The sequence below is a fragment of the Herbaspirillum sp. RV1423 genome, assembly GCF_000577615.1.
GTDB lineage: Bacteria > Pseudomonadota > Gammaproteobacteria > Burkholderiales > Burkholderiaceae_D > Herbaspirillum.
The window spans coordinates 1-20,803 of the sequence record NZ_CBXX010000054.1 but is presented as its reverse complement, the minus strand read 5'-3'; the positions used below and the strand labels follow the sequence as shown (position 1 = coordinate 20,803).

The 20,803-nt window shown below is 56.8% G+C and carries 14 protein-coding genes, 1 tRNA gene and 1 pseudogene; all 16 read left to right on the top strand.

The features are described 5' to 3' along the window. Nucleotides 1–369, top strand: a pseudogene (gene tuf / locus RV1423_RS26595) (elongation factor Tu); the annotation flags it as partial. 75 nt (nucleotides 370–444) lie between these two features. Next, nucleotides 445–520 (top strand) — tRNA-Trp (locus tag RV1423_RS26590). Nucleotides 521–555: 35 nt separating this feature from the next. Then, complete coding sequence (gene secE, locus RV1423_RS26585; protein ID WP_034303597.1) at nucleotides 556–936, top strand: preprotein translocase subunit SecE; 381 nt, start codon at nucleotides 556–558, stop codon at nucleotides 934–936. Between the two features lie 2 nt (nucleotides 937–938). Then, nucleotides 939–1,529, top strand: coding sequence for a transcription termination/antitermination protein NusG (gene nusG, locus RV1423_RS26580; protein ID WP_034303596.1), 591 nt, complete (start codon nucleotides 939–941; stop codon nucleotides 1,527–1,529). Between the two features lie 150 nt (nucleotides 1,530–1,679). Continuing rightward, nucleotides 1,680–2,111 carry a 50S ribosomal protein L11 gene (gene rplK / locus RV1423_RS26575; RefSeq protein WP_034303595.1) on the top strand — a complete coding sequence of 144 codons (432 nt, stop codon included), beginning with the start codon at nucleotides 1,680–1,682 and terminating at the stop codon, nucleotides 2,109–2,111. Beyond that, nucleotides 2,111–2,806 carry a 50S ribosomal protein L1 gene (gene rplA / locus RV1423_RS26570; protein WP_034303594.1) on the top strand — a complete coding sequence of 232 codons (696 nt, stop codon included), beginning with the start codon at nucleotides 2,111–2,113 and terminating at the stop codon, nucleotides 2,804–2,806. The genes rplK and rplA overlap by 1 nt, the downstream gene beginning before the upstream one ends. Nucleotides 2,807–3,131: 325 nt before the next feature. Then, a complete protein-coding gene (rplJ, locus tag RV1423_RS26565; RefSeq protein ID WP_034303593.1) occupies nucleotides 3,132–3,629 on the top strand; it encodes a 50S ribosomal protein L10 in 498 nt (165 codons plus the stop codon). 100 nt (nucleotides 3,630–3,729) lie between these two features. Next, complete coding sequence (gene rplL, locus RV1423_RS26560; RefSeq protein WP_034303592.1) at nucleotides 3,730–4,110, top strand: 50S ribosomal protein L7/L12; 381 nt, start codon at nucleotides 3,730–3,732, stop codon at nucleotides 4,108–4,110. A 310-nt stretch (nucleotides 4,111–4,420) separates the two neighbouring features. Then, the gene (rpoB, locus tag RV1423_RS26555; RefSeq protein WP_034303591.1) at nucleotides 4,421–8,527 is read left to right on the top strand and encodes a DNA-directed RNA polymerase subunit beta; all 4,107 of its coding nucleotides are present in this window, start codon (nucleotides 4,421–4,423) and stop codon (nucleotides 8,525–8,527) included. A gap of 230 nt (nucleotides 8,528–8,757) precedes the next feature. After that, nucleotides 8,758–12,996, top strand: a complete 4,239-nt coding sequence (gene rpoC, locus RV1423_RS26550) for a DNA-directed RNA polymerase subunit beta' (protein ID WP_034303589.1) — start codon at nucleotides 8,758–8,760, stop codon at nucleotides 12,994–12,996. 390 nt (nucleotides 12,997–13,386) lie between these two features. Next, nucleotides 13,387–15,645, top strand: coding sequence for a TonB-dependent hemoglobin/transferrin/lactoferrin family receptor (locus tag RV1423_RS26545; RefSeq protein ID WP_034303587.1), 2,259 nt, complete (start codon nucleotides 13,387–13,389; stop codon nucleotides 15,643–15,645). A 44-nt stretch (nucleotides 15,646–15,689) separates the two neighbouring features. After that, nucleotides 15,690–16,826, top strand: a complete 1,137-nt coding sequence (locus tag RV1423_RS26540; protein ID WP_034303585.1) for a hemin-degrading factor — start codon at nucleotides 15,690–15,692, stop codon at nucleotides 16,824–16,826. A 296-nt stretch (nucleotides 16,827–17,122) separates the two neighbouring features. Next, nucleotides 17,123–17,506 carry a 30S ribosomal protein S12 gene (gene rpsL, locus RV1423_RS26535; protein WP_007875291.1) on the top strand — a complete coding sequence of 128 codons (384 nt, stop codon included), beginning with the start codon at nucleotides 17,123–17,125 and terminating at the stop codon, nucleotides 17,504–17,506. Between the two features lie 161 nt (nucleotides 17,507–17,667). Next, complete coding sequence (rpsG, locus tag RV1423_RS26530) at nucleotides 17,668–18,138, top strand: 30S ribosomal protein S7 (protein ID WP_034303582.1); 471 nt, start codon at nucleotides 17,668–17,670, stop codon at nucleotides 18,136–18,138. 127 nt (nucleotides 18,139–18,265) lie between these two features. Continuing rightward, complete coding sequence (gene fusA, locus RV1423_RS26525) at nucleotides 18,266–20,371, top strand: elongation factor G (protein WP_034303581.1); 2,106 nt, start codon at nucleotides 18,266–18,268, stop codon at nucleotides 20,369–20,371. Between the two features lie 75 nt (nucleotides 20,372–20,446). Next, the coding region (locus tag RV1423_RS28810) for a GTP-binding protein (RefSeq protein ID WP_197035014.1) at nucleotides 20,447–20,803 on the top strand (357 nt) is incomplete at its 3' end.

Below are 20,803 nucleotides of genomic sequence, written 5' to 3'. Positions count from 1 at the left end.
GACAACGTTGGCGTGCTGTTGCGCGGCACCAAGCGTGAAGACGTGGAACGCGGCCAAGTGTTGGCCAAGCCAGGTTCGATCAAGCCGCACAAGCACTTCACGGGCGAGATTTATGTCCTGTCGAAGGACGAAGGCGGTCGTCACACCCCGTTCTTCAACAACTACCGTCCACAGTTCTACTTCCGTACAACGGACGTGACTGGTTCGATCGAGTTGCCGAAGGACAAGGAAATGGTCATGCCGGGCGACAACGTATCGATCACAGTGCAACTGATCAACCCGATCGCAATGGAAGAAGGTCTGCGTTTCGCTATCCGTGAAGGCGGTCGTACCGTCGGCGCAGGTGTCGTCGCCAAGATTTACGACTAAGAAATAGATAAGTAGCAGTATGCCGCGGTGCGATTTTCGCATTGCGGCATTCGTGTCTCAAGCGGCAGTTTTTGTAGGGGTGTAGCTCAATTGGCAGAGCGCCGGTCTCCAAAACCGGAGGTTGGGGGTTCGATGCCCTCCGCCCCTGCCACCGATTCAGGTGAGTAGGGTACTGAAAGTAAATAAATGTCTAACCAGCCTGTACAAACCGTCAATACATCAAGCGACAAGCTCAAGGTTGTCCTGGCAATCGTAGCGGTCCTCGCCGGCGTCGTCGGTTTTTTTGTGTTGTCGGGCCAATCTACGGCGGTGCGCGCACTGGCTCTGGTTGCCGGCTTGCTGGTGGCGGTTGGTTTTGCCTGGACATCGACGCAAGGTCGCGGTTTCGTTGGCTTCGCGAAAGAATCAGTACGTGAAACCAAAAAAGTTGTCTGGCCTACTCGCAAGGAGGCAATGCAGATCACGGCGATCGTTTTCGCCTTTGTGCTGGTCATGGCGATCTTCCTCTGGGGTACGGACAAATTGCTCGAATTCCTGTTGTACGACGTAATTTTGGGCTGGAAATAACAATGAGCGATAGCACACAAGACAGCGCACCGATTGGTGCGCAAAGCGTTTCAAGCGCCGGTAAAAAGCGCTGGTACGTTGTGCATGCCTATTCCGGCATGGAAAAGAGTGTGCAGCGTGCGCTGACCGAGCGTATCGAACGCGCCGGCATGCAAGAACAGTTCGGCCAGATCCTGGTGCCGACTGAAGAAGTTGTGGATATGAAGAATGGTCATAAGTCGGTGACCGAGCGTCGTTTCTTCCCGGGTTACGTCCTGGTTGAGATGGAAATGACGGATGAAACCTGGCACTTGGTGAAAAACACCAGTAAGGTGACCGGTTTCATCGGTGGCAAGTCGAACCGCCCGACACCTATTCCGCCGCATGAAGTCGACAAGATCATGCAGCAAATGCAAGATGGCATTGAAAAGCCGCGTCCGAAAGTACTGTACGAAGTGGGCGAAATGGTTCGTATCAAGGATGGTCCTTTTACCGATTTCAATGGCAACGTGGAAGAAGTGAATTACGAAAAATCCCGCGTACGTGTTTCCGTGACCATTTTCGGTCGTGCAACACCGGTCGAACTTGAGTTCGGTCAAGTCGAAAAAGTCTAAAAAGTAATTTAAGCAGTAAGCAAGATCAGCGCCTCGCAGGAGCGCGGTGAAATGAAAATTTTCCCGAATCCGGCAGCAACAGAGGAGCCTCAGTAAGGCGTCGCAAGACAAATGAACAGGCGCTAACACTCAATTAACGTAGGAGCCATCATGGCAAAGAAAATCATCGGCTTTATCAAGCTGCAAGTACCGGCTGGTAAAGCAAACCCATCCCCACCGATCGGCCCGGCGCTGGGTCAGCGCGGCCTGAATATCATGGAATTCTGCAAGGCGTTCAATGCCCAGACGCAAGGCGTCGAGCCAGGCCTGCCGATTCCGGTCGTGATCACTGCATTTGCGGACAAGTCCTTCACTTTCGTGATGAAGACGCCTCCAGCAACCATCCTGATCAAGAAGGCTGCCGGTATTCAAAAGGGTTCTGCCAAGCCGCATACAGATAAGGTTGGCAAGATCACTCGTAAACAAGCGGAAGAAATCGCTACCCAGAAGAAGCCGGATCTTACCGCTGCCGATCTGGACGCGGCTGTGCGCACCATCGCTGGTTCGGCACGTTCCATGGGCATCACGGTGGAGGGTCTGTAATGGCTAAGTTGACTAAACGCGCAAAGGCGCTGCAAGGCAAGATCGATCGCACCAAGGTTTATCCTTTCGATAACGCCGTTGCGCTGATCAAGGAATTCGCAACCGCGAAGTTCAACGAATCGATCGACGTGTCCGTCCAGTTGGGCGTTGACGCGAAGAAGTCGGACCAGGTCGTCCGCGGTTCCGTGGTGCTGCCGGCAGGTACAGGCAAGACCGTTCGCGTCGCCGTGTTCGCTTCCGGCGAAAAGGCTGAACAAGCCAAGGCAGCAGGAGCAGACGTGGTTGGTATGGAAGATCTGGCAGAGCAGGTCAAAGCCGGCAACATGCCTTTCGATATTGTCATCGCTTCGCCTGACACCATGCGTATCGTCGGTACTCTCGGTCAGATCTTGGGCCCGCGCGGCCTGATGCCTAACCCGAAGGTCGGCACCGTGACTCCTGACGTCGCAACCGCGGTCAAGAACGCCAAGGCCGGTCAAGTCCAATATCGTACCGACAAGGCTGGCATCATTCACGCCACCATCGGTCGCAAGTCGTTCAGCGATGCGGATCTGAAATCCAATCTGGTGGCGCTGATCGATGCACTGAACAAGGCCAAGCCGGCAAGCAGCAAGGGTATTTATCTGCGCAAGGTTTCGCTGTCGTCCACTATGGGCGCCGGTGTTCGTGTGGATCAAACCACGCTGTCGGCTTAAGTAAAGAACCAAGTCCTCGTTTCCTGACGGAAGCGAGGCGCATCTTTGGGCTGGAGCATTTTGCAATTGTGAAGTGCTGCAGGCAATCAAAGACCGTTGGGCGGCGTGCAGCAGGCAGGCACAAAGTTAAAACGTCAACGACTCCCGTTGTTGATCACCCAACGCAGATGGTGAACCCGAACAAGTTTTGCAGTCTCACACAGCGTTTCATGTCTCACGAGGCGCTGCAATGAACTCCTAACGTCGGACGCCGTGTTCGAACCGATGTGAGGCAAGCAGGTTTTCCGCCTGTGTCGTCGCCGAGCATCATTTTTGGAGGTTGATCTTGAGTCTCAATCTGAATGACAAAAAGGCCGTCGTCGCCGAAGTCGCTGCAAAAGTAGCAACTGCGCAGACTATCGTCGTGGCCGAATACCGTGGCATCCAGGTTGGTCACTTGACGCAACTGCGCGCCAAAGCGCGTGACCAAGGCGTGTACCTGCGCGTGTTGAAAAACACGCTCGCTCGTCGCGCTGTTGAGGGCACCGCATTTGCCAACCTCGCTTCTGAACTGACCGGTCCGCTGATCTACTCGATCTCGGATGACGCCGTTGCTGCAGCGAAAGTCGTTTCCGACTTCGCCAAAACCAACGACAAGCTGGTCGTCAAGGCGGGTAACTATGCAGGCAAGCAGCTGGACAAAGCCGCTGTCGCCGCATTGGCAAATATCCCAAGCCGCGAAGTTCTGCTGGCCCAGTTGTTGGGCATGATGCAGGTTCCGGTCGCCGGTTTTGCGCGTGGTCTGGCTGCCTTGGCAGCCAAGAAGGAATCCGAAGCCGCTTAATCATCATGTTCCGCAGCAATGCGGGCCTGCATGTGAGTGCTTTGAATTTCAGCGTCAGTACCGATTAGATGTTATTACCGAAATAAATTAGGAGTTTCAAATGGCAATTAGCAAAGACGATATCTTGGAAGCCGTAGGCGCCTTGACCGTGTTGGAATTGAATGACCTGGTGAAGGCATTCGAAGAGAAGTTCGGCGTTTCCGCTGCAGCGATGGCTGTCGCTGGTCCTGCAGGCGGTGCCGCCGGCGGTGCCGCTGCTGCTGAAGAGCAAACCGAGTTCACCGTTGTTCTGTCCGAAGTCGGCGCGAACAAGGTTGGCGTCATTAAGGCTGTTCGCGAAATCACCGGCCTGGGCTTGAAAGAAGCCAAAGATCTGGTTGATGGCGCACCGAAGCCAGTTAAAGAAGGCATCGCCAAGGCAGATGCCGAAGCAGCCAAGAAGAAACTGGAAGAAGCTGGCGCGAAAGCTGAACTCAAGTAATTTACTTGAGCTGGAATATCGCCGGTTCGCCGGCGCATCGTTCCACCGGAGTCAAAGTGCAGAATTCTTTGAAAGAAGGATTCGGCTTTGGCTCCTTTGTCGTTTCGTAATTTTGTATGCGAATTTAGGTTCGTTTAATGGTTGCAATTTCTTGTTCTGCGGCTTTGCCGGCAATGCAAGAGACGGCGCCAACCAAGACTGAAGGGCTGAGACTTGAGGTTTTGCCATGTTGTTTGTTGCCAGACCGCGGCTGCAAGCAATCCCGGCGAGTCCTGAACTCTCTATCCTTCCTGTCACTCACGGAGTGTCCATGCACTACTCATTTACTGAGAAGAAGCGTATTCGTAAATCTTTTGCGAAACGCGCTAACGTCCACAACGTTCCGTTCCTGCTAGCGACTCAGATCGAGTCATACCAGACATTCTTGCAGACGGACAAAACAGCGTCCCAACGTAAGAACGAAGGTCTGCAATCGGCCTTTACATCGATTTTCCCCATCGTTTCGCACAATGGTTTTGCGCGTCTCGAGTTTTTGTCCTATGTGTTGGGCGCGCCGCCGTTCGACGTCAAGGAATGCCAACAACGCGGCCTGACCTTCGCGTCGCCGCTGCGTGCCAAAGTGCGCCTGGTGATTCTCGACAAGGAATCGCCGACCAAGCCGGTCGTCAAGGAAATGAAGGAACAGGAAGTCTACATGGGCGAATTGCCGCTCATGACGACCACCGGTTCGTTCGTCATCAACGGCACCGAGCGCGTCATCGTATCCCAGTTGCACCGTTCGCCTGGCGTGTTCTTCGAGCATGACCGCGGCAAGACACACTCGTCCGGCAAGCTGCTGTTCTCGGCACGTATCATTCCTTACCGCGGTTCGTGGCTCGACTTCGAATTCGATCCGAAGGACATCCTGTTCTTCCGCGTTGACCGCCGCCGCAAGATGCCGGTGACGATCCTGCTCAAGGCAATCGGCATGACGTCCGAGCAGATCCTGGCGAACTTCTTCGTGTTCGATAATTTCACCTTGCACGCTGATGGCGCCGAGATGGAATTCGTCGCCGAACGTCTGCGCGGTGAAGTGGCGCGTTTCGACATCCTCGACAAGGCCGGCAAGCCGCTGGTCGCAAAAGACAAGCGTATCAACGCCAAGCATGTGCGCGACATCGAAGCTGCCGGCATCAAGCAAATTTCCGTGCCGGAAGACTATTTGCTGGGCCGCGTGCTGGCGAAGAACATCGTCGACGGCGACACCGGTGAAGTCATCGCTTCGGCCAACGACGAGCTGACTGAAGAATTGCTGGCTCGCCTGCGCGAAGCAAACATCGAAGCTGTTCAGACCTTGTATACCAACGACCTGGATCAAGGCGGCTACATCTCGCAAACACTGCGCACCGACGACACAGCAGATCAGACCGCTGCGCGCGTGGCGATCTATCGCATGATGCGTCCTGGCGAACCGCCGACCGAAGACTCGGTGGAAGCCCTGTTCAACGGCCTGTTCTACAGCGAAGACCGTTACGACTTGTCGGCCGTCGGTCGCATGAAGTTCAACCGCCGTATCGGTCGCGATGAACTGACCGGCGCCATGACCTTGTCGAACGAAGACATCCTGGCCGTGATCAAGATCCTGGTTGAGCTGCGCAATGGCCGTGGCGAAGTCGATGACATCGATCACTTGGGCAACCGTCGTGTACGTTGCGTCGGCGAACTGGCGGAAAATCAATTCCGCGCCGGTCTGGTCCGCGTTGAGCGCGCCGTCAAGGAGCGTCTCGGCCAGGCCGAAGCGGACAACCTGATGCCGCACGACCTGATCAACTCGAAGCCGATCTCGGCAGCGATCCGCGAATTCTTCGGTTCGTCGCAGTTGTCGCAGTTTATGGACCAAACCAACCCGCTGTCGGAAATCACGCACAAACGCCGCGTCTCCGCCCTGGGACCTGGTGGTCTGACCCGTGAACGCGCTGGCTTTGAAGTCCGCGACGTGCACCCGACCCACTATGGTCGCGTGTGCCCGATCGAAACGCCTGAAGGCCCGAACATCGGTCTGATCAACTCGTTGGCGCTGTATGCCCGCCTGAACGAATACGGCTTCCTGGAAACACCGTATCGCAAGGTCGAGAACAGCAAGGTCACGAATCAGATCGACTACCTGTCGGCAATCGAAGAAGGCCGCTACATCATCGCCCAGGCGAATGCGACCATCGACGCTTCCCTCAAGCTGTCGGATGAGCTGGTGTCGGCACGTGAAGCCGGCGAAACCATTCTGGTCTCGCCGGAGCGCGTCCAGTACATGGACGTGGCTCCAGGCCAGGTGGTGTCGGTGGCGGCGTCGCTGATCCCGTTCCTCGAGCACGATGACGCGAACCGTGCATTGATGGGTGCCAACATGCAACGTCAGGCGGTACCTTGCCTGCGTCCGGAAAAACCGCTGGTCGGTACCGGTATCGAGCGCACCGTTGCGGTCGACTCCGGCACTACCGTGCAGGCATTGCGCGGCGGCGTCGTCGACTATGTCGATGCTGGCCGTGTGGTGATCCGCGTCAATGACGAAGAAGCGCAGGCAGGCGAAGTCGGCGTCGACATCTACAACCTGATCAAGTACACCCGTTCCAACCAGAACACCAACATCAACCAGCGTCCTATCGTCAAGGTTGGCGACCGCGTCGCCAAGCAGGACGTGATCGCCGACGGCGCATCGACCGACCTGGGCGAACTGGCGCTGGGGCAAAACATGCTGGTGGCGTTTATGCCATGGAACGGCTACAACTTCGAAGACTCGATTTTGATCTCCGAAAAGGTTGTCGCTGACGACCGTTATACCTCGATCCACATCGAAGAACTGTCGGTTGTCGCTCGCGACACCAAGCTCGGCGCGGAAGAAATCACCCGCGATATTTCGAACCTGGCTGAGAACCAACTGGCGCGTCTGGACGAATCGGGCATCACCTACATCGGCGCCGAAGTCGAAGCCGGCGATACGCTGGTCGGTAAAGTGACGCCAAAGGGCGAAACCCAACTGACACCGGAAGAAAAGCTGCTGCGCGCGATCTTCGGCGAAAAGGCATCCGACGTCAAAGACACATCGCTGCGCGTGCCCTCGGGCATGGTCGGCACCGTGATCGACGTGCAGGTGTTTACCCGTGAAGGCATCCAACGCGACAAGCGTGCTCAACAGATCATCGACGATGAACTGAAGCGCTACCGTCTGGACCTGAACGACCAGTTGCGTATCGTCGAAGGCGATGCCTTCCAGCGTCTGGAAAAGATGCTGATCGGTAAGGTCGCCAACGGCGGTCCGAAGAAGCTGGCCAAGGGCACCAAGCTGGACAAGGCATATCTGGACGATTTGGACAAGTACCACTGGTTCGACATTCGTCCGGCCGACGACGACATGGCAACTGCGCTGGAAGCGATCAAGGAATCGATCGCCGAGAAGCGTCACCAGTTCGATCTGGCGTTTGAAGAAAAGCGCAAGAAGCTGACGCAAGGCGATGAACTGCCGCCAGGCGTGCAGAAGATGGTCAAGGTTTACCTGGCCGTGAAGCGTCGTCTGCAGCCAGGCGACAAGATGGCGGGTCGTCACGGCAACAAGGGTGTGGTTTCACGCATCCTGCCAATTGAAGACATGCCGCATATGGCCGACGGTACGCCAGCCGACATCGTGCTGAACCCGTTGGGTGTGCCATCGCGTATGAACGTCGGTCAGGTGCTGGAAGTCCATCTGGGCTGGGCAGCCAAGGGCCTGGGTCTGCGCATCGGCGAAATGCTGACTGCACAAGTGAAGATCGCCGAGCTGCGCAAGTTCCTGACCACGATCTACAACGAGTCGGGCAAGAAGGAAGAACTCGATCAGTTCACCGACGAAGAAATCCTGGAACTGGCATCCAACCTGAAGAAGGGCGTTCCGTTCGCAACGCCGGTATTCGACGGCGCGCACGAAGATGAAACCCGTCGCATGCTGGATCTGGCTTATCCGGATCACATTGCCAAGCAACTGGGCATGACGCCGTCGAAGAATCAGGTCACCATGTATGACGGCCGTACCGGCGAAGCTTTCGAGCGCACCGTGACCGTTGGCTACATGCACTACCTGAAGCTGCATCACTTGGTCGACGACAAGATGCATGCACGTTCGACCGGTCCTTACTCGCTGGTTACCCAGCAGCCTCTGGGCGGTAAGGCGCAGTTCGGCGGCCAGCGTTTCGGCGAAATGGAAGTCTGGGCCCTGGAAGCCTACGGCGCATCGTATGTGCTGCAGGAAATGCTGACCGTGAAGTCGGACGATGTGAACGGCCGTACCAAGGTTTACGAGAACCTGGTCAAGGGCGATCACGTGATCGACGCCGGCATGCCGGAATCCTTCAACGTGCTGGTCAAGGAAATCCGCTCGCTCGGTATCGACATCGACCTGGAACGCGACTGATGTTCCGAGGGGCAAGGCGGCGTGGCTGCCTTGCCCTGATTGGTCGCCTGAAGCAAGGGCGGCAACGTAGTAAAGTAAGCAGTTCAGGACGACCAAGTCTGTCCCGGTACATGCGGAACCCGGCGCAAGCCACGGCTCTCCCGCAGGTGCGAACAGGGTATGAGCAGATGTGGTGCGGCCGTCTCGTTATATAGCATTACCTAGCGTTCTCACGCCAACTGGAGTGATACATGAAAGCACTGCTCGATCTATTCAAGCAAGTTCAGCAAAACGAACAATTCGACGCGATCAAGATTGGTCTGGCGTCTCCTGAAAAAATCCGTTCGTGGTCCTACGGCGAAGTCAAAAAGCCGGAAACCATCAACTACCGTACCTTCAAGCCTGAGCGCGACGGCTTGTTCTGCGCGAAGATCTTTGGCCCGATCAAGGATTACGAATGCCTCTGCGGCAAGTACAAACGCCTGAAGCACCGCGGCGTCATCTGCGAAAAATGCGGCGTTGAAGTCACGCTGGCCAAGGTGCGCCGCGAGCGCATGGGCCACATCGAACTGGCCTCGCCGACCGCGCACATCTGGTTCCTGAAATCGCTGCCGTCGCGTCTGGGCATGGTCCTCGACATGACCCTGCGCGACATCGAACGCGTGCTGTACTTTGAAGCCTACGTCGTGACCGATCCGGGCATGACCCCGCTGAAGAAGTGCCAGATCATGTCGGAAGACGATTACGCCGCCAAGTACGAAGAATACGGCGACGACTTCACCGCATTCATGGGTGCCGAAGGCATCCGTGAATTGCTGCGCTCGATCGACATCGACCGCGACGCGGAAACCCTGCGTCAGGAACTGAAGGAATCCAAGTCCGAAGCCAAGATCAAGAAGTACGCCAAGCGCCTGAAAGTGCTGGAAGCGTTCCAACGTTCGGGCATCAAGCCTGACTGGATGATCATGGAAGTGCTGCCGGTGCTGCCGCCGGAACTGCGTCCGTTGGTGCCGCTGGACGGTGGCCGCTTTGCGACTTCCGACCTGAACGATCTGTATCGTCGCGTCATCAACCGCAACAACCGCCTGAAGCGCCTGATGGAATTGCGCGCTCCGGAAATCATCACGCGCAACGAAAAGCGCATGCTGCAGGAAGCGGTCGATTCGTTGCTGGACAACGGCCGTCGCGGCAAGGCGATGACCGGCGCGAACAAGCGTCCGCTGAAGTCGCTGGCTGAAATGATCAAGGGCAAAGGCGGCCGTTTCCGTCAGAACTTGCTCGGCAAGCGGGTCGACTATTCCGGCCGTTCCGTCATCGTGGTGGGCCCGCAGCTCAAGCTGCATCAATGCGGCCTGCCGAAGCTGATGGCGCTGGAACTGTTCAAGCCGTTCATCTTCAACAAGCTGGAACTGATGGGTCTGGCAACGACCATCAAGGCAGCCAAGAAGCTGGTCGAAATTCAGGAGCCGGTGGTCTGGGACATCCTGGAAGATGTGATCCGCGAACATCCGGTCATGCTGAACCGCGCGCCGACGCTGCACCGTCTGGGTATCCAGGCGTTCGAGCCGGTCCTGATCGAAGGCAAGGCAATCCAGTTGCATCCGCTGGTTTGCGCCGCGTTCAACGCCGACTTCGACGGCGACCAGATGGCGGTCCACGTTCCGCTGTCGATCGAAGCGCAGATGGAAGCGCGCACGCTGATGCTGGCGTCGAACAACATCCTGTTCCCGTCGAACGGCGAACCGTCGATCGTGCCGTCTCAGGATATCGTGCTAGGCCTGTACTACGCGACGCGTGAAGCGATCAACGCCAAGAACGAAGGCATGCTGTTCCAGGACGTCTCGGAAGTCATTCGCGCGTATGACAACAAGGAAGTCGAACTGGCTACCCGCGTCACCGTGCGTATCGTTGAAAATCCCAAGGATCCGGTGACCGGCGAATTCGTGCGCACCGTCAAGCGCTACGAAACGACCGTCGGTCGCGCCATCTTGTCGGAAATCCTGCCGAAGGGCCTGCCTTTCTCGGTGCTGAACCGCGCACTGAAGAAGAAGGAAATTTCGAAGCTGATCAACACGTCGTTCCGCAAGTGCGGTCTGCGCGCGACGGTCGTGTTCGCCGATCAACTGATGCAATCGGGCTTCCGCCTGGCGACACGCGCCGGTATCTCGATTTGCGTGGACGACATGCTGGTGCCGCCGCAAAAAGCCACCATCATCGCCACCGCCGAAAGCGAAGTGAAGCAGATCGAACAGCAATATTCGTCCGGTCTGGTGACTGCCGGCGAACGCTACAACAAGGTTGTGGACATCTGGGGCAAGGCCGGCGACGACGTCGGCAAGGCCATGATGGATCAGCTCAAGGTCGAAGACGTGGTTCGTCGCGACGGCACCAAGGGTACGCAAGAGTCGTTCAATGCGATCTACATGATGGCCGATTCCGGCGCCCGTGGTTCCGCGGCGCAGATTCGCCAGTTGGCAGGTATGCGCGGTCTGATGGCGAAGCCGGACGGTTCGATTATCGAAACGCCGATTACCGCGAACTTCCGCGAAGGCCTGAACGTGTTGCAGTACTTCATCTCCACGCACGGCGCGCGTAAGGGTCTGGCTGACACCGCGCTGAAGACTGCGAACTCCGGTTACCTAACACGTCGTCTGGTCGACGTGACCCAGGATCTGGTCGTGATCGAAGACGATTGCGGCACCTCGAACGGAGCCTCGATGAAGGCGCTGGTCGAAGGCGGCGAAGTCATCGAAGCGCTGCGCGACCGTATCCTCGGCCGTGTTGCTGCAACCGATATCATCAATCCGGAAACGCAGGCGACGCTGTACGAAGCCGGTACGCTGATGGACGAAGATTCGGTTGAGGAAGTCGAACGCCTCGGCATCGACGAAGTCAAGGTCCGCACACCGCTGACCTGCGACACGCGCTACGGCCTGTGCGCCAAGTGCTACGGTCGCGATCTGGGCCGCGGCGTGCTGGTCAACAGTGGCGAAGCAGTCGGCGTGGTTGCAGCGCAGTCGATCGGCGAACCAGGCACTCAGTTGACCATGCGTACCTTCCACATCGGTGGTGCGGCGTCGCGTGCGGCAGTGGCCTCGTCGGTGGAAGCCAAGTCCAACGGTACGATTCGCTTCACAGCGACCATGCGTTACGTCACCAACGGCAAGGGCGAGCTGATCGTCATTTCGCGTTCCGGCGAAGTGCTGATCACCGACGACCTTGGCCGCGAGCGCGAACGTCACAAAGTACCGTACGGCGCCACCCTGATCGTCAAGGACGGTCTCGTGATCAAGGCCGGTACGGCATTGGCCACATGGGATCCGCTGACACGTCCGATCATCACTGAGTACACCGGTACCGTGAAGTTCGAAAACGTCGAAGAAGGTTCGACCGTCGCCAAGCAGATCGATGAAGTGACCGGTCTGTCGACGCTGGTGGTTATCGACGCCAAGCGCCGCGGTTCGTCCGCTGCCAAGGTATTGCGTCCGCAGGTCAAGTTGCTCAACGAGCAAGGTGAAGAAGTCAAGATCGCCGGCACCGAACACGCCGTGACGATCGGCTTCCAGGTCGGCGCGCTGATTACCGTGAAGGACGGTCAGCAAGTCCACGTGGGTGAAGTGCTGGCGCGTATTCCGACTGAATCGCAAAAGACGCGCGATATTACCGGCGGTCTGCCGCGCGTTGCGGAACTGTTCGAAGCACGTTCGCCGAAGGATGCGGGCATGCTGGCCGAAGTCACGGGTACCGTGGCGTTCGGCAAGGAAACCAAGGGCAAGCAACGTCTGGAAATCACCGACATGGACGGCGCCAAGCACGAGTTCCTGATCACCAAGGACAAGCAAGTGCTGGTGCATGACGGCCAGGTGGTAAACAAGGGCGAGATGATCGTGGACGGTCCAGCCGATCCGCAAGACATTCTGCGCCTGTTGGGTATCGAAGCGCTGGCGCGTTACATCGTCGACGAAGTGCAGGACGTGTACCGTCTGCAAGGCGTGAAGATCAACGACAAGCACATCGAAGTCATCGTGCGTCAGATGCTGCGTCGCGTGCAGGTTGTGGATCCGGGCGATACCAACTACATCACTGGCGAACAGGTCGAGCGTTCGGAATTGCTGGACGAAAACGATCGCGTGGTTGCGGAGAGCAAGATCCCTGCGACTTACGAAAACGTCTTGCTGGGTATCACCAAGGCATCGCTGTCGACCGACTCGTTCATCTCGGCTGCATCGTTCCAGGAAACTACCCGTGTCCTGACCGAAGCTGCGATCATGGGCAAGAAGGACGGTTTGCGCGGCCTGAAGGAAAACGTCATCGTTGGTCGCCTGATCCCGGCGGGTACCGGTCTGGCGTTCCACCGTGCACGCAAGGAAAAAGACGCATGGGAAGCCGACGAGCGTGCAGCGTTGCTGGAATCCGAGCGTCAGGCGCGTGTCAGCGAAACCGAAGCCCATTCCGCCGAGACTTTCGGCGGTGCGGACGGCGAAGCGTGATGCAATAGCAGTGCATCTGTCTTTACCGGCAGACAAGCAGTAAAGAAGAACGGCGGCGGAAGAAATTCCGGCGCCGTTTTTCTTATGTCCGCATCCTTTGTTGATCGATATGAACTTGATGCGAATTATCTTGAGCTAGGGCGGCTTTTCTCCTACAATTCAATAAATAAGAATTATTCTTATTTGTAGAGTCCCGCTTCAATCGACATACATGCAGCATGCCGCCGGACATTGGTGTGGTATCTCTGTGTCACACCGATTACAAAACAAGGCCCGGCAGTCAATGCCGAGGCGTGGATCTGAAGCCGGGACCGTTATCTCGTCACGCAAACTCAGGTAGCCAGCACCAGTCGTCGCCAGTAACCGAATCCACTCAGGGGAATGGTTACTATGGTGCTATGCAAGAAAAAGCTTGCGCTGGCTATGGCCGTCGTATTGTCGCAATGGACAATGACGCCTGCAATTGCGCAACAAACTACGCAACAACTGGCGGCACTGAATCGGCCGCTCGACGAAATTACCGTCACCGCCACGCGCGGGGTTGGCAGTGATCTCAATCGCGTCGCCGCTACAGTTTCAGTGATTACCGCGGAAGAGCTGGAAGAGCAAAATGCCAAGGACATCAAGGACGCGTTGCGCTATGAGCCAGGCGTCGAGGTGCGGCGTTCCGTCTATCGCGTCGGCGGAGTGACAGGCGCTTCAGCCACGACGGGGCGCGGCGGCAACGAAGGCATCAGCATCCGGGGTCTCGACGGCAATCGCGTCATGCTGTTGGAGGACGGAGTAGCCTTGCCGCGTGCATTTAGCCAGGGTACTTTGAGCGCCGGCCGCGGCGCTTACACCGACACTGGTCTGTATCAGCGCATCGAAATCCTGCGTGGGCCGGCATCGTCAATGTATGGAAGCGACGGCCTGACCGGTGTCGTCAACTTCGTCACCAAGGATCCGCAAGATCTGCTCAACGTGTTCGGCAAGAGCAGCTATTTCGCCTTGCGCCCATCCTATGAGTCAAGCGACAGCAGCTACGGGGCCACCGGCACGATGGCGTTCGGTAACGACCGCGTGCAAGGCATGTTGCTGCTCAACGCGAGACATGGCCATGAGACGGATAGCAAAGGCAGCAACGATGTGCGCGGCGTCAATCGGACGACGCCGGATCCGCTGACGTACAACACCCGTTCCGCTCTGGGTAAGCTGGTGTTCAGAATAGATTCGCGCAATGTGCTGAAGCTCAGTGTTGAAACGGTTGAAAACAGATTGCGCGCTGACAGCCTGTCTGCAGTGACGTCGCCGATTACCGGCTATCAAAGTACCAGCGATGTCGACAGCAACAAATTCCAGGCCATTTTCGAACATGACGACGCCGACAACCGTCTGGTACAAAAACTGCGCGCCAATCTTTACTACCGCACGTCGGAGACACGGCAATATTCGCTCGAAAGTGGCGCCACCGTAGGTGCTACGGTGCGTCCCCGCTATCGCGACATCAATTACAAGGACGACATTTTCGGCGGCGGCGTGCTGGCGGAGAGCGGCTTCGAGACGGGCATCATGAAGCACAAGCTAACCTACGGTTTCGACGCCAGCGTGGCTACGCTGCAGATGTTGGCGTCGGGCACCGGCTGGACGACATGCACCGGCACGCAGTACTGCGAATACTTTCCGAAGACCGAGTACGGCGTCCTCGGCGCCTATCTGCAGGACGACATGCGCATCGGGGCGCTGAGCATCGTGCCGGGAATGCGTTATGACGCCTATAAGATCAAGCCGGAAGCCAGCGCCAAGTACGATGCCCAGGCCATCGCCAATGGGCAGCCAGCCACGACCAGCAAGGACAGCGCGATCTCGCCACGCCTGGCCTTCATCTATGAGGTGTCGCCGGCGTTCTCGCCCTATGTGCAATATGCGCGCGGCTTCCGTTCACCTTCGCCGCACGAGGTCAACTCTTATTTCAACAATGCTTCCCAGGGCTATTCGCAGGTCGCCAATCCCAACCTCAAGCCTGAGACCAGCAATTCCTACGAAATCGGTTTTCGCGGCAAGTTGCCATCGTCGGCCGGACTTTTCAACTATAGCGCCGCCGCGTATACCGGCCGCTATCGCGACTTCATCGATTCGCTCCGAGTCTCGGGTGCGGGCACGGTTTCCAATCCCACCATCTTCCAATACGTGAACGCCGCCAAGGCATCGATACACGGCTTGGAAGGGCGCCTCGACTGGCGTATGGAGAGCGGCCTTTTCCTCAAGACAGGCTTTGCCTACAGCAAGGGCACGACCACCAGCAGGGACGGCGTGGAGACCGGACTGGATTCCGTGGCGCCGTTGTCGGTCGTGGTTGGCGCGCGTTATGAGCCGAATCAAGTGTGGTTCGTGCAAAGCGATGTGATCTACAACGCGGCGAAGAAGAAAAAAGACATCGCGACCCCGACCAACTTCGTGTCGCCGTCCTTCTTCATCATGGATCTGAACTCCGGCTATCGCTTCAGCAAGAGCGCTGTGCTGTATGCAGGCATCCGCAATCTGTTCGATCGCAAGTACTGGAGCTGGACCGATATCCGCGGCTTGTCGCTGGCCGACAGCGCCACCAACAAAGACGCCTATAGCGAGCCGGGGCGCAGCTTCAACGTCAGCATGAAATTCGAATACTGACATTCGTCAATCGCTGGAAAGCTTTTCACAGAAAGAGGTAATACATGAAATACACCAACCTGAGCGTCATTCTTCTGGCCGCCGGCTTGTTCGGCGTGGCCGCGTGTTCGACAACGCCGGAGGGCAACCTGGCAGAGAAATGGTCGGCGTTGCGCGCCGAGCAGCCGAAGATCCATGCACGCGACGCCGCGCAAAATCTAGGCGTTTCCGAGGCGGAACTGGTGGCGACGAATGTCGGCAAAGGCGTTACGCGCCTGCGTGACGGCGGCGCAACTTACAAGGCGATCTACGATCGGTTGTACGAACTCGGCCAGATCAAGGCGATCACACGTAACGACACGGCGGTGCTGGAACGCGTCGGCACCGTCACCAAGGCGAAGTTGAATGAGGACGGTCGCGTCATCCCGGGCACCGGATTTGCTGGCGGTCCAATCGACTTGCGCTTCGGCACCGATAACTGGCGCTCGGCGTTCGCCATGATGCAGCCGGGCCGCGAAGGCAAGCTCAGCCGCAGCCTGCAATTCTTCGATGTGCATGGTAACGCGGTGAACAAGATATACTTGGACAATGAAGCCGGCATTGCCGCGTTCGACAAACTGGTGGCAGATTTCAAGGCAACGGAGCAACGCGCCTATTTGGTCGTCGACAAGGAGACGGTGAAAAAATCCGGCAAAAAAACGGATGCCGAAGTCGACATCAAGGAATTGCGCGCAGCATGGAATGAGATGAGCGACGTGCATGAATTTCCGCGCCTGCTCAAGGATCTCGGCATTACGCGCGAGCAGGCGCTGACCCTGATCGGCAATGATGCGGCTTATCGCATCAGCGCACAATCGGTGCAAACCTTGCTTGAAAGCGCCGCCAGACAAGGGCAGCCGATCATGGTATTTGTGAGCAATCCGGGCATGACGCAGATTTTTACCGGCACGATCAAAAAAGTGCAGCCGACCGGAGAGTGGTATAACGTGCTGGATCCGGATTTTAATCTGCACCTGCGCCAGGCCGGCATTGATCGAGGGTGGGTGGTCAAACGTCCGGCCAAGGACGGCGTGATTACCTCAGTGGAGTTCTATGACGCCAAGGGTGAGCAAGTCGTCAACTTCTTCTCGCGTCGCGACCGCGACAAGGAGGAGTCCGCAACCTGGCGTAGTATTGTTGCCGGCTTGACACGTACTTTGTAGGTATGGGGCAGGTAAGCAGGCGTCCCAAGAACGTCGCAAATCCGCCAACGGGGGCAAGCCAGGCCAAACTGCCCTTGACCCCTTGCCGTTTCGGGCATATACTCGCGAGTTCTCGAATTTAGGCTCACCTGGGCTTAAGCGTTCTTTGGTCTGCTTCCGGCTTTCTTCGGCGCTTCTCTTGTTTTCCCTAAAATCGGTGTGCACAAGTTTCTTTCGTGCAAGTTTCTTGTTTAATTCCGGGCAACCGTTTCCGGAATTAATGTTATTAACGTCGTAATTTTGTTGGATATAAAGCGATGCCAACCATCAATCAATTGATTCGCAGCCCACGTGTCTCCGCGACCGTGAAGAGCAAATCGCCGGCGCTGGAAAACAGCCCGCAAAAACGCGGCGTATGTACCCGCGTCTACACAACGACTCCTAAAAAGCCAAACTCCGCTTTGCGTAAAGTTGCAAAGGTGCGTTTGACCAATGGCTTCGAAGTGATTTCGTACATCGGCGGCGAAGGCCACAACCTGCAAGAGCATAGCGTCGTGCTGATCCGCGGCGGCCGTGTGAAGGACTTGCCTGGTGTGCGTTACCACATGGTTCGCGGTGCTCTGGATACCCAAGGCGTCAAGGATCGTAAGCAAGCTCGCTCGAAGTACGGTGCAAAGCGCGCCAAGGCAGCTAAAAAGTAATATCGCGTATTTGTTTTTCGTCGGGCGCAAGCTTGGTGAAATGTGTCGGTCCGTGATGGGCCGAGTAAGTGGGTGGCTATGATGGCCGTCCGCGAGTGCAGGCGAAATTCAGCAAGATTCTTGCAATTCGCACACTCAACTGAAGATTGAAAGGAATCGAAATGCCACGTCGTCGTGAAGTTCCCAAGCGGGAAATCCTGCCTGATCCAAAGTTCGGCAATGTTGAAGTTGCTAAATTCGTTAACGTGCTGATGTTGTCCGGCAAGAAGTCGGTCGCAGAAAACATCATTTACGGTGCGTTCGACCATATCCAAACCAAAACCGGTAAAGACCCGCTGGAAGTGTTCGTCGCTGCACTGAACAACTGCAAGCCGCTGGTCGAAGTGAAGTCCCGCCGTGTCGGCGGCGCCAACTACCAGGTTCCGGTGGAAGTGCGTCCTGTCCGCCGTATGGCGTTGTCGATGCGTTGGTTGCGCGAAGCCGCAAACAAGCGTAGCGAAAAGTCCATGCCGCAACGTCTGGGCGGCGAGCTGATTGAAGCGGCCGAAGGTCGCGGCGGTGCGATGAAGAAGCGTGACGAAGTTCACCGTATGGCTGAAGCGAACAAGGCGTTCTCGCACTTCCGCTTCTAACAAGACTGGGCGAGGCTTTCCAGGTATTTTGGAAAGACTTCGTTTGTATCTAAAATTTGTTCGAGCCGAGCGCATATTTTACAAAAGTAGCGCTCGGTTTCGTGCATTAAAGACTTAGGAATAAATCATGGCTCGCAAGACCCCCATTGAGCGCTATCGCAACATCGGTATTTCCGCTCACATTGATGCCGGTAAGACAACGACGACCGAGCGCGTTCTGTTTTACACCGGCGTGAACCACAAGATCGGTGAAGTGCATGATGGTGCCGCCACCATGGACTGGATGGAGCAAGAGCAAGAGCGCGGCATCACCATTACCTCCGCAGCGACGACTTGTTTCTGGAAGGGCATGGCGAACAATTTCCCTGCTCACCACATCAACATCATCGACACCCCGGGCCACGTTGACTTCACGATTGAAGTTGAGCGTTCGATGCGCGTGCTCGACGGCGCCTGCATGGTTTACTGTGCAGTCGGCGGCGTACAGCCGCAGTCGGAAACCGTCTGGCGCCAAGCCAACAAGTACAAGGTTCCGCGTCTGGCGTTCGTCAACAAGATGGACCGTACCGGTGCAAACTTCTTCAAGGTCTACGAACAAATGCGTTCGCGCCTGAAGGCCAACCCGATCCCGATGCAAGTGCCTATCGGCGCCGAAGACAACTTTGAAGGCGTGGTTGACCTGGTCAAGATGCAAGCCATCTACTGGGACGACGCCAGCCAGGGCATGAAGTTCGACTACCGCGACATTCCTGCGAATCTCAAGGAAGAAGCGCAAAAATGGCGCGAGAACATGGTCGAAGCCGCTGCTGAAGCCTCCGAAGACCTGATGAACAAGTATCTGGAAGACGGCGATCTGACAGAAGCGGACATCAAGACCGCCATCCGTCAACGTACGATTGCGGGCGAAATCGTGCCGATGATGTGTGGTACTGCATTCAAGAACAAAGGTGTGCAGGCCATGCTGGACGGCGTGATCGAATACCTGCCGTCGCCGGTTGATATCCCCCCTGTCCCAGGTCTGGACGAAGATGATGAGCCAGTCGTGCGTAAGGCGGAAGACACTGAGAAGTTCTCGGCGCTGGCATTCAAGATTGCAACTGACCCGTTCGTCGGCCAGTTGTGTTTCATCCGTTGCTACTCGGGCACCCTGAATTCGGGCGATACCGTGTACAACTCGGTGAAGTCGAAGAAAGAGCGTATCGGCCGTATCGTTCAGATGCACGCGAATCAACGCGAAGAAATCAAGGAAATGCTGGCGGGCGACATCGCTGCCGTCGTGGGTCTGAAAGACACCACCACCGGCGATACCCTGTGCGACGATAAGGCAGTGGTTGTGCTGGAGCGTATGGTCTTCCCGGAACCGGTGATTTCGCAGGCTGTCGAGCCAAAGACCAAGGCTGACCAAGAAAAAATGGGTCTGGCGTTGAATCGCCTGGCTGCTGAAGATCCGTCGTTCCGCGTGCGTACCGACGAAGAATCGGGTCAAACGATTATCGCCGGTATGGGCGAGTTGCATCTGGACATTATCGTCGACCGCATGAAGCGCGAATTCAACGTGGAAGCGACCGTCGGCAAGCCGCAGGTTGCTTATCGTGAAACCATCCGCAAGACTTGCGAAGAAATCGAAGGCAAGTTCGTCAAGCAATCCGGTGGTCGCGGTCAGTACGGTCACGTGGTTCTGAAGATTGAACCGCAAGAATCGGGCAAGGGCTTCGAATTCGTCGACGCGATCAAGGGTGGTACCGTTCCTCGCGAATTCATCCCGGCAGTTGAAAAGGGCGTGCGTGAAACGCTCAACACTGGCGTGTTGGCCGGTTATCCGGTGGTTGATGTCAAGGTTACCCTGTTCTTCGGTTCCTACCATGATGTCGACTCGAACGAAAATGCGTTCCGCATGGCAGGTTCGATGGCATTCAAGGATGGTTGCCGCAAGGCCAGCCCGGTTATCCTGGAGCCGATGATGGCGGTTGAAGTCGAAACGCCTGAAGACTATGCCGGCACCGTGATGGGTGACTTGTCGTCCCGTCGTGGGATGGTGCAGGGCATGGATGAAATCGCCGGCGGTGGCGGCAAGATCATCAAAGCGGAAGTGCCGCTGTCGGAAATGTTTGGTTACTCGACTTCGTTGCGTTCGGCAACACAAGGCCGTGCGACCTATTCGATGGAATTCAAGCATTACTCCGAAGCACCGAAGAACGTCATCGACGCGATCGTTACTTCCAAGGCTAAGTAATTCAGGTTTTGCTCGCCCTTATAAGGGCGAGCTTTTAATTGTTAAGAAAATCGTTCTTTTTGAAGGAAATGCAAAATGGCAAAAGGTAAATTCGAGCGGACCAAGCCGCACGTGAATGTGGGCACGATTGGCCACGTTGACCACGGCAAGACCACGCTGACAGCGGCAATCGCGACCGTGCTGTCGAAGAAGTTCGGCGGCGAAGCGAAGGCCTACGATCAGATTGATGCGGCGCCGGAAGAAAAAGCCCGCGGCATCACGATCAACACCGCGCACGTCGAATACGAAACAGCAAACCGCCACTACGCGCACGTTGACTGCCCAGGCCACGCCGACTATGTGAAGAACATGATCACGGGCGCAGCGCAGATGGACGGCGCGATCCTGGTGTGCTCGGCCGCAGACGGCCCGATGCCGCAAACACGCGAACAC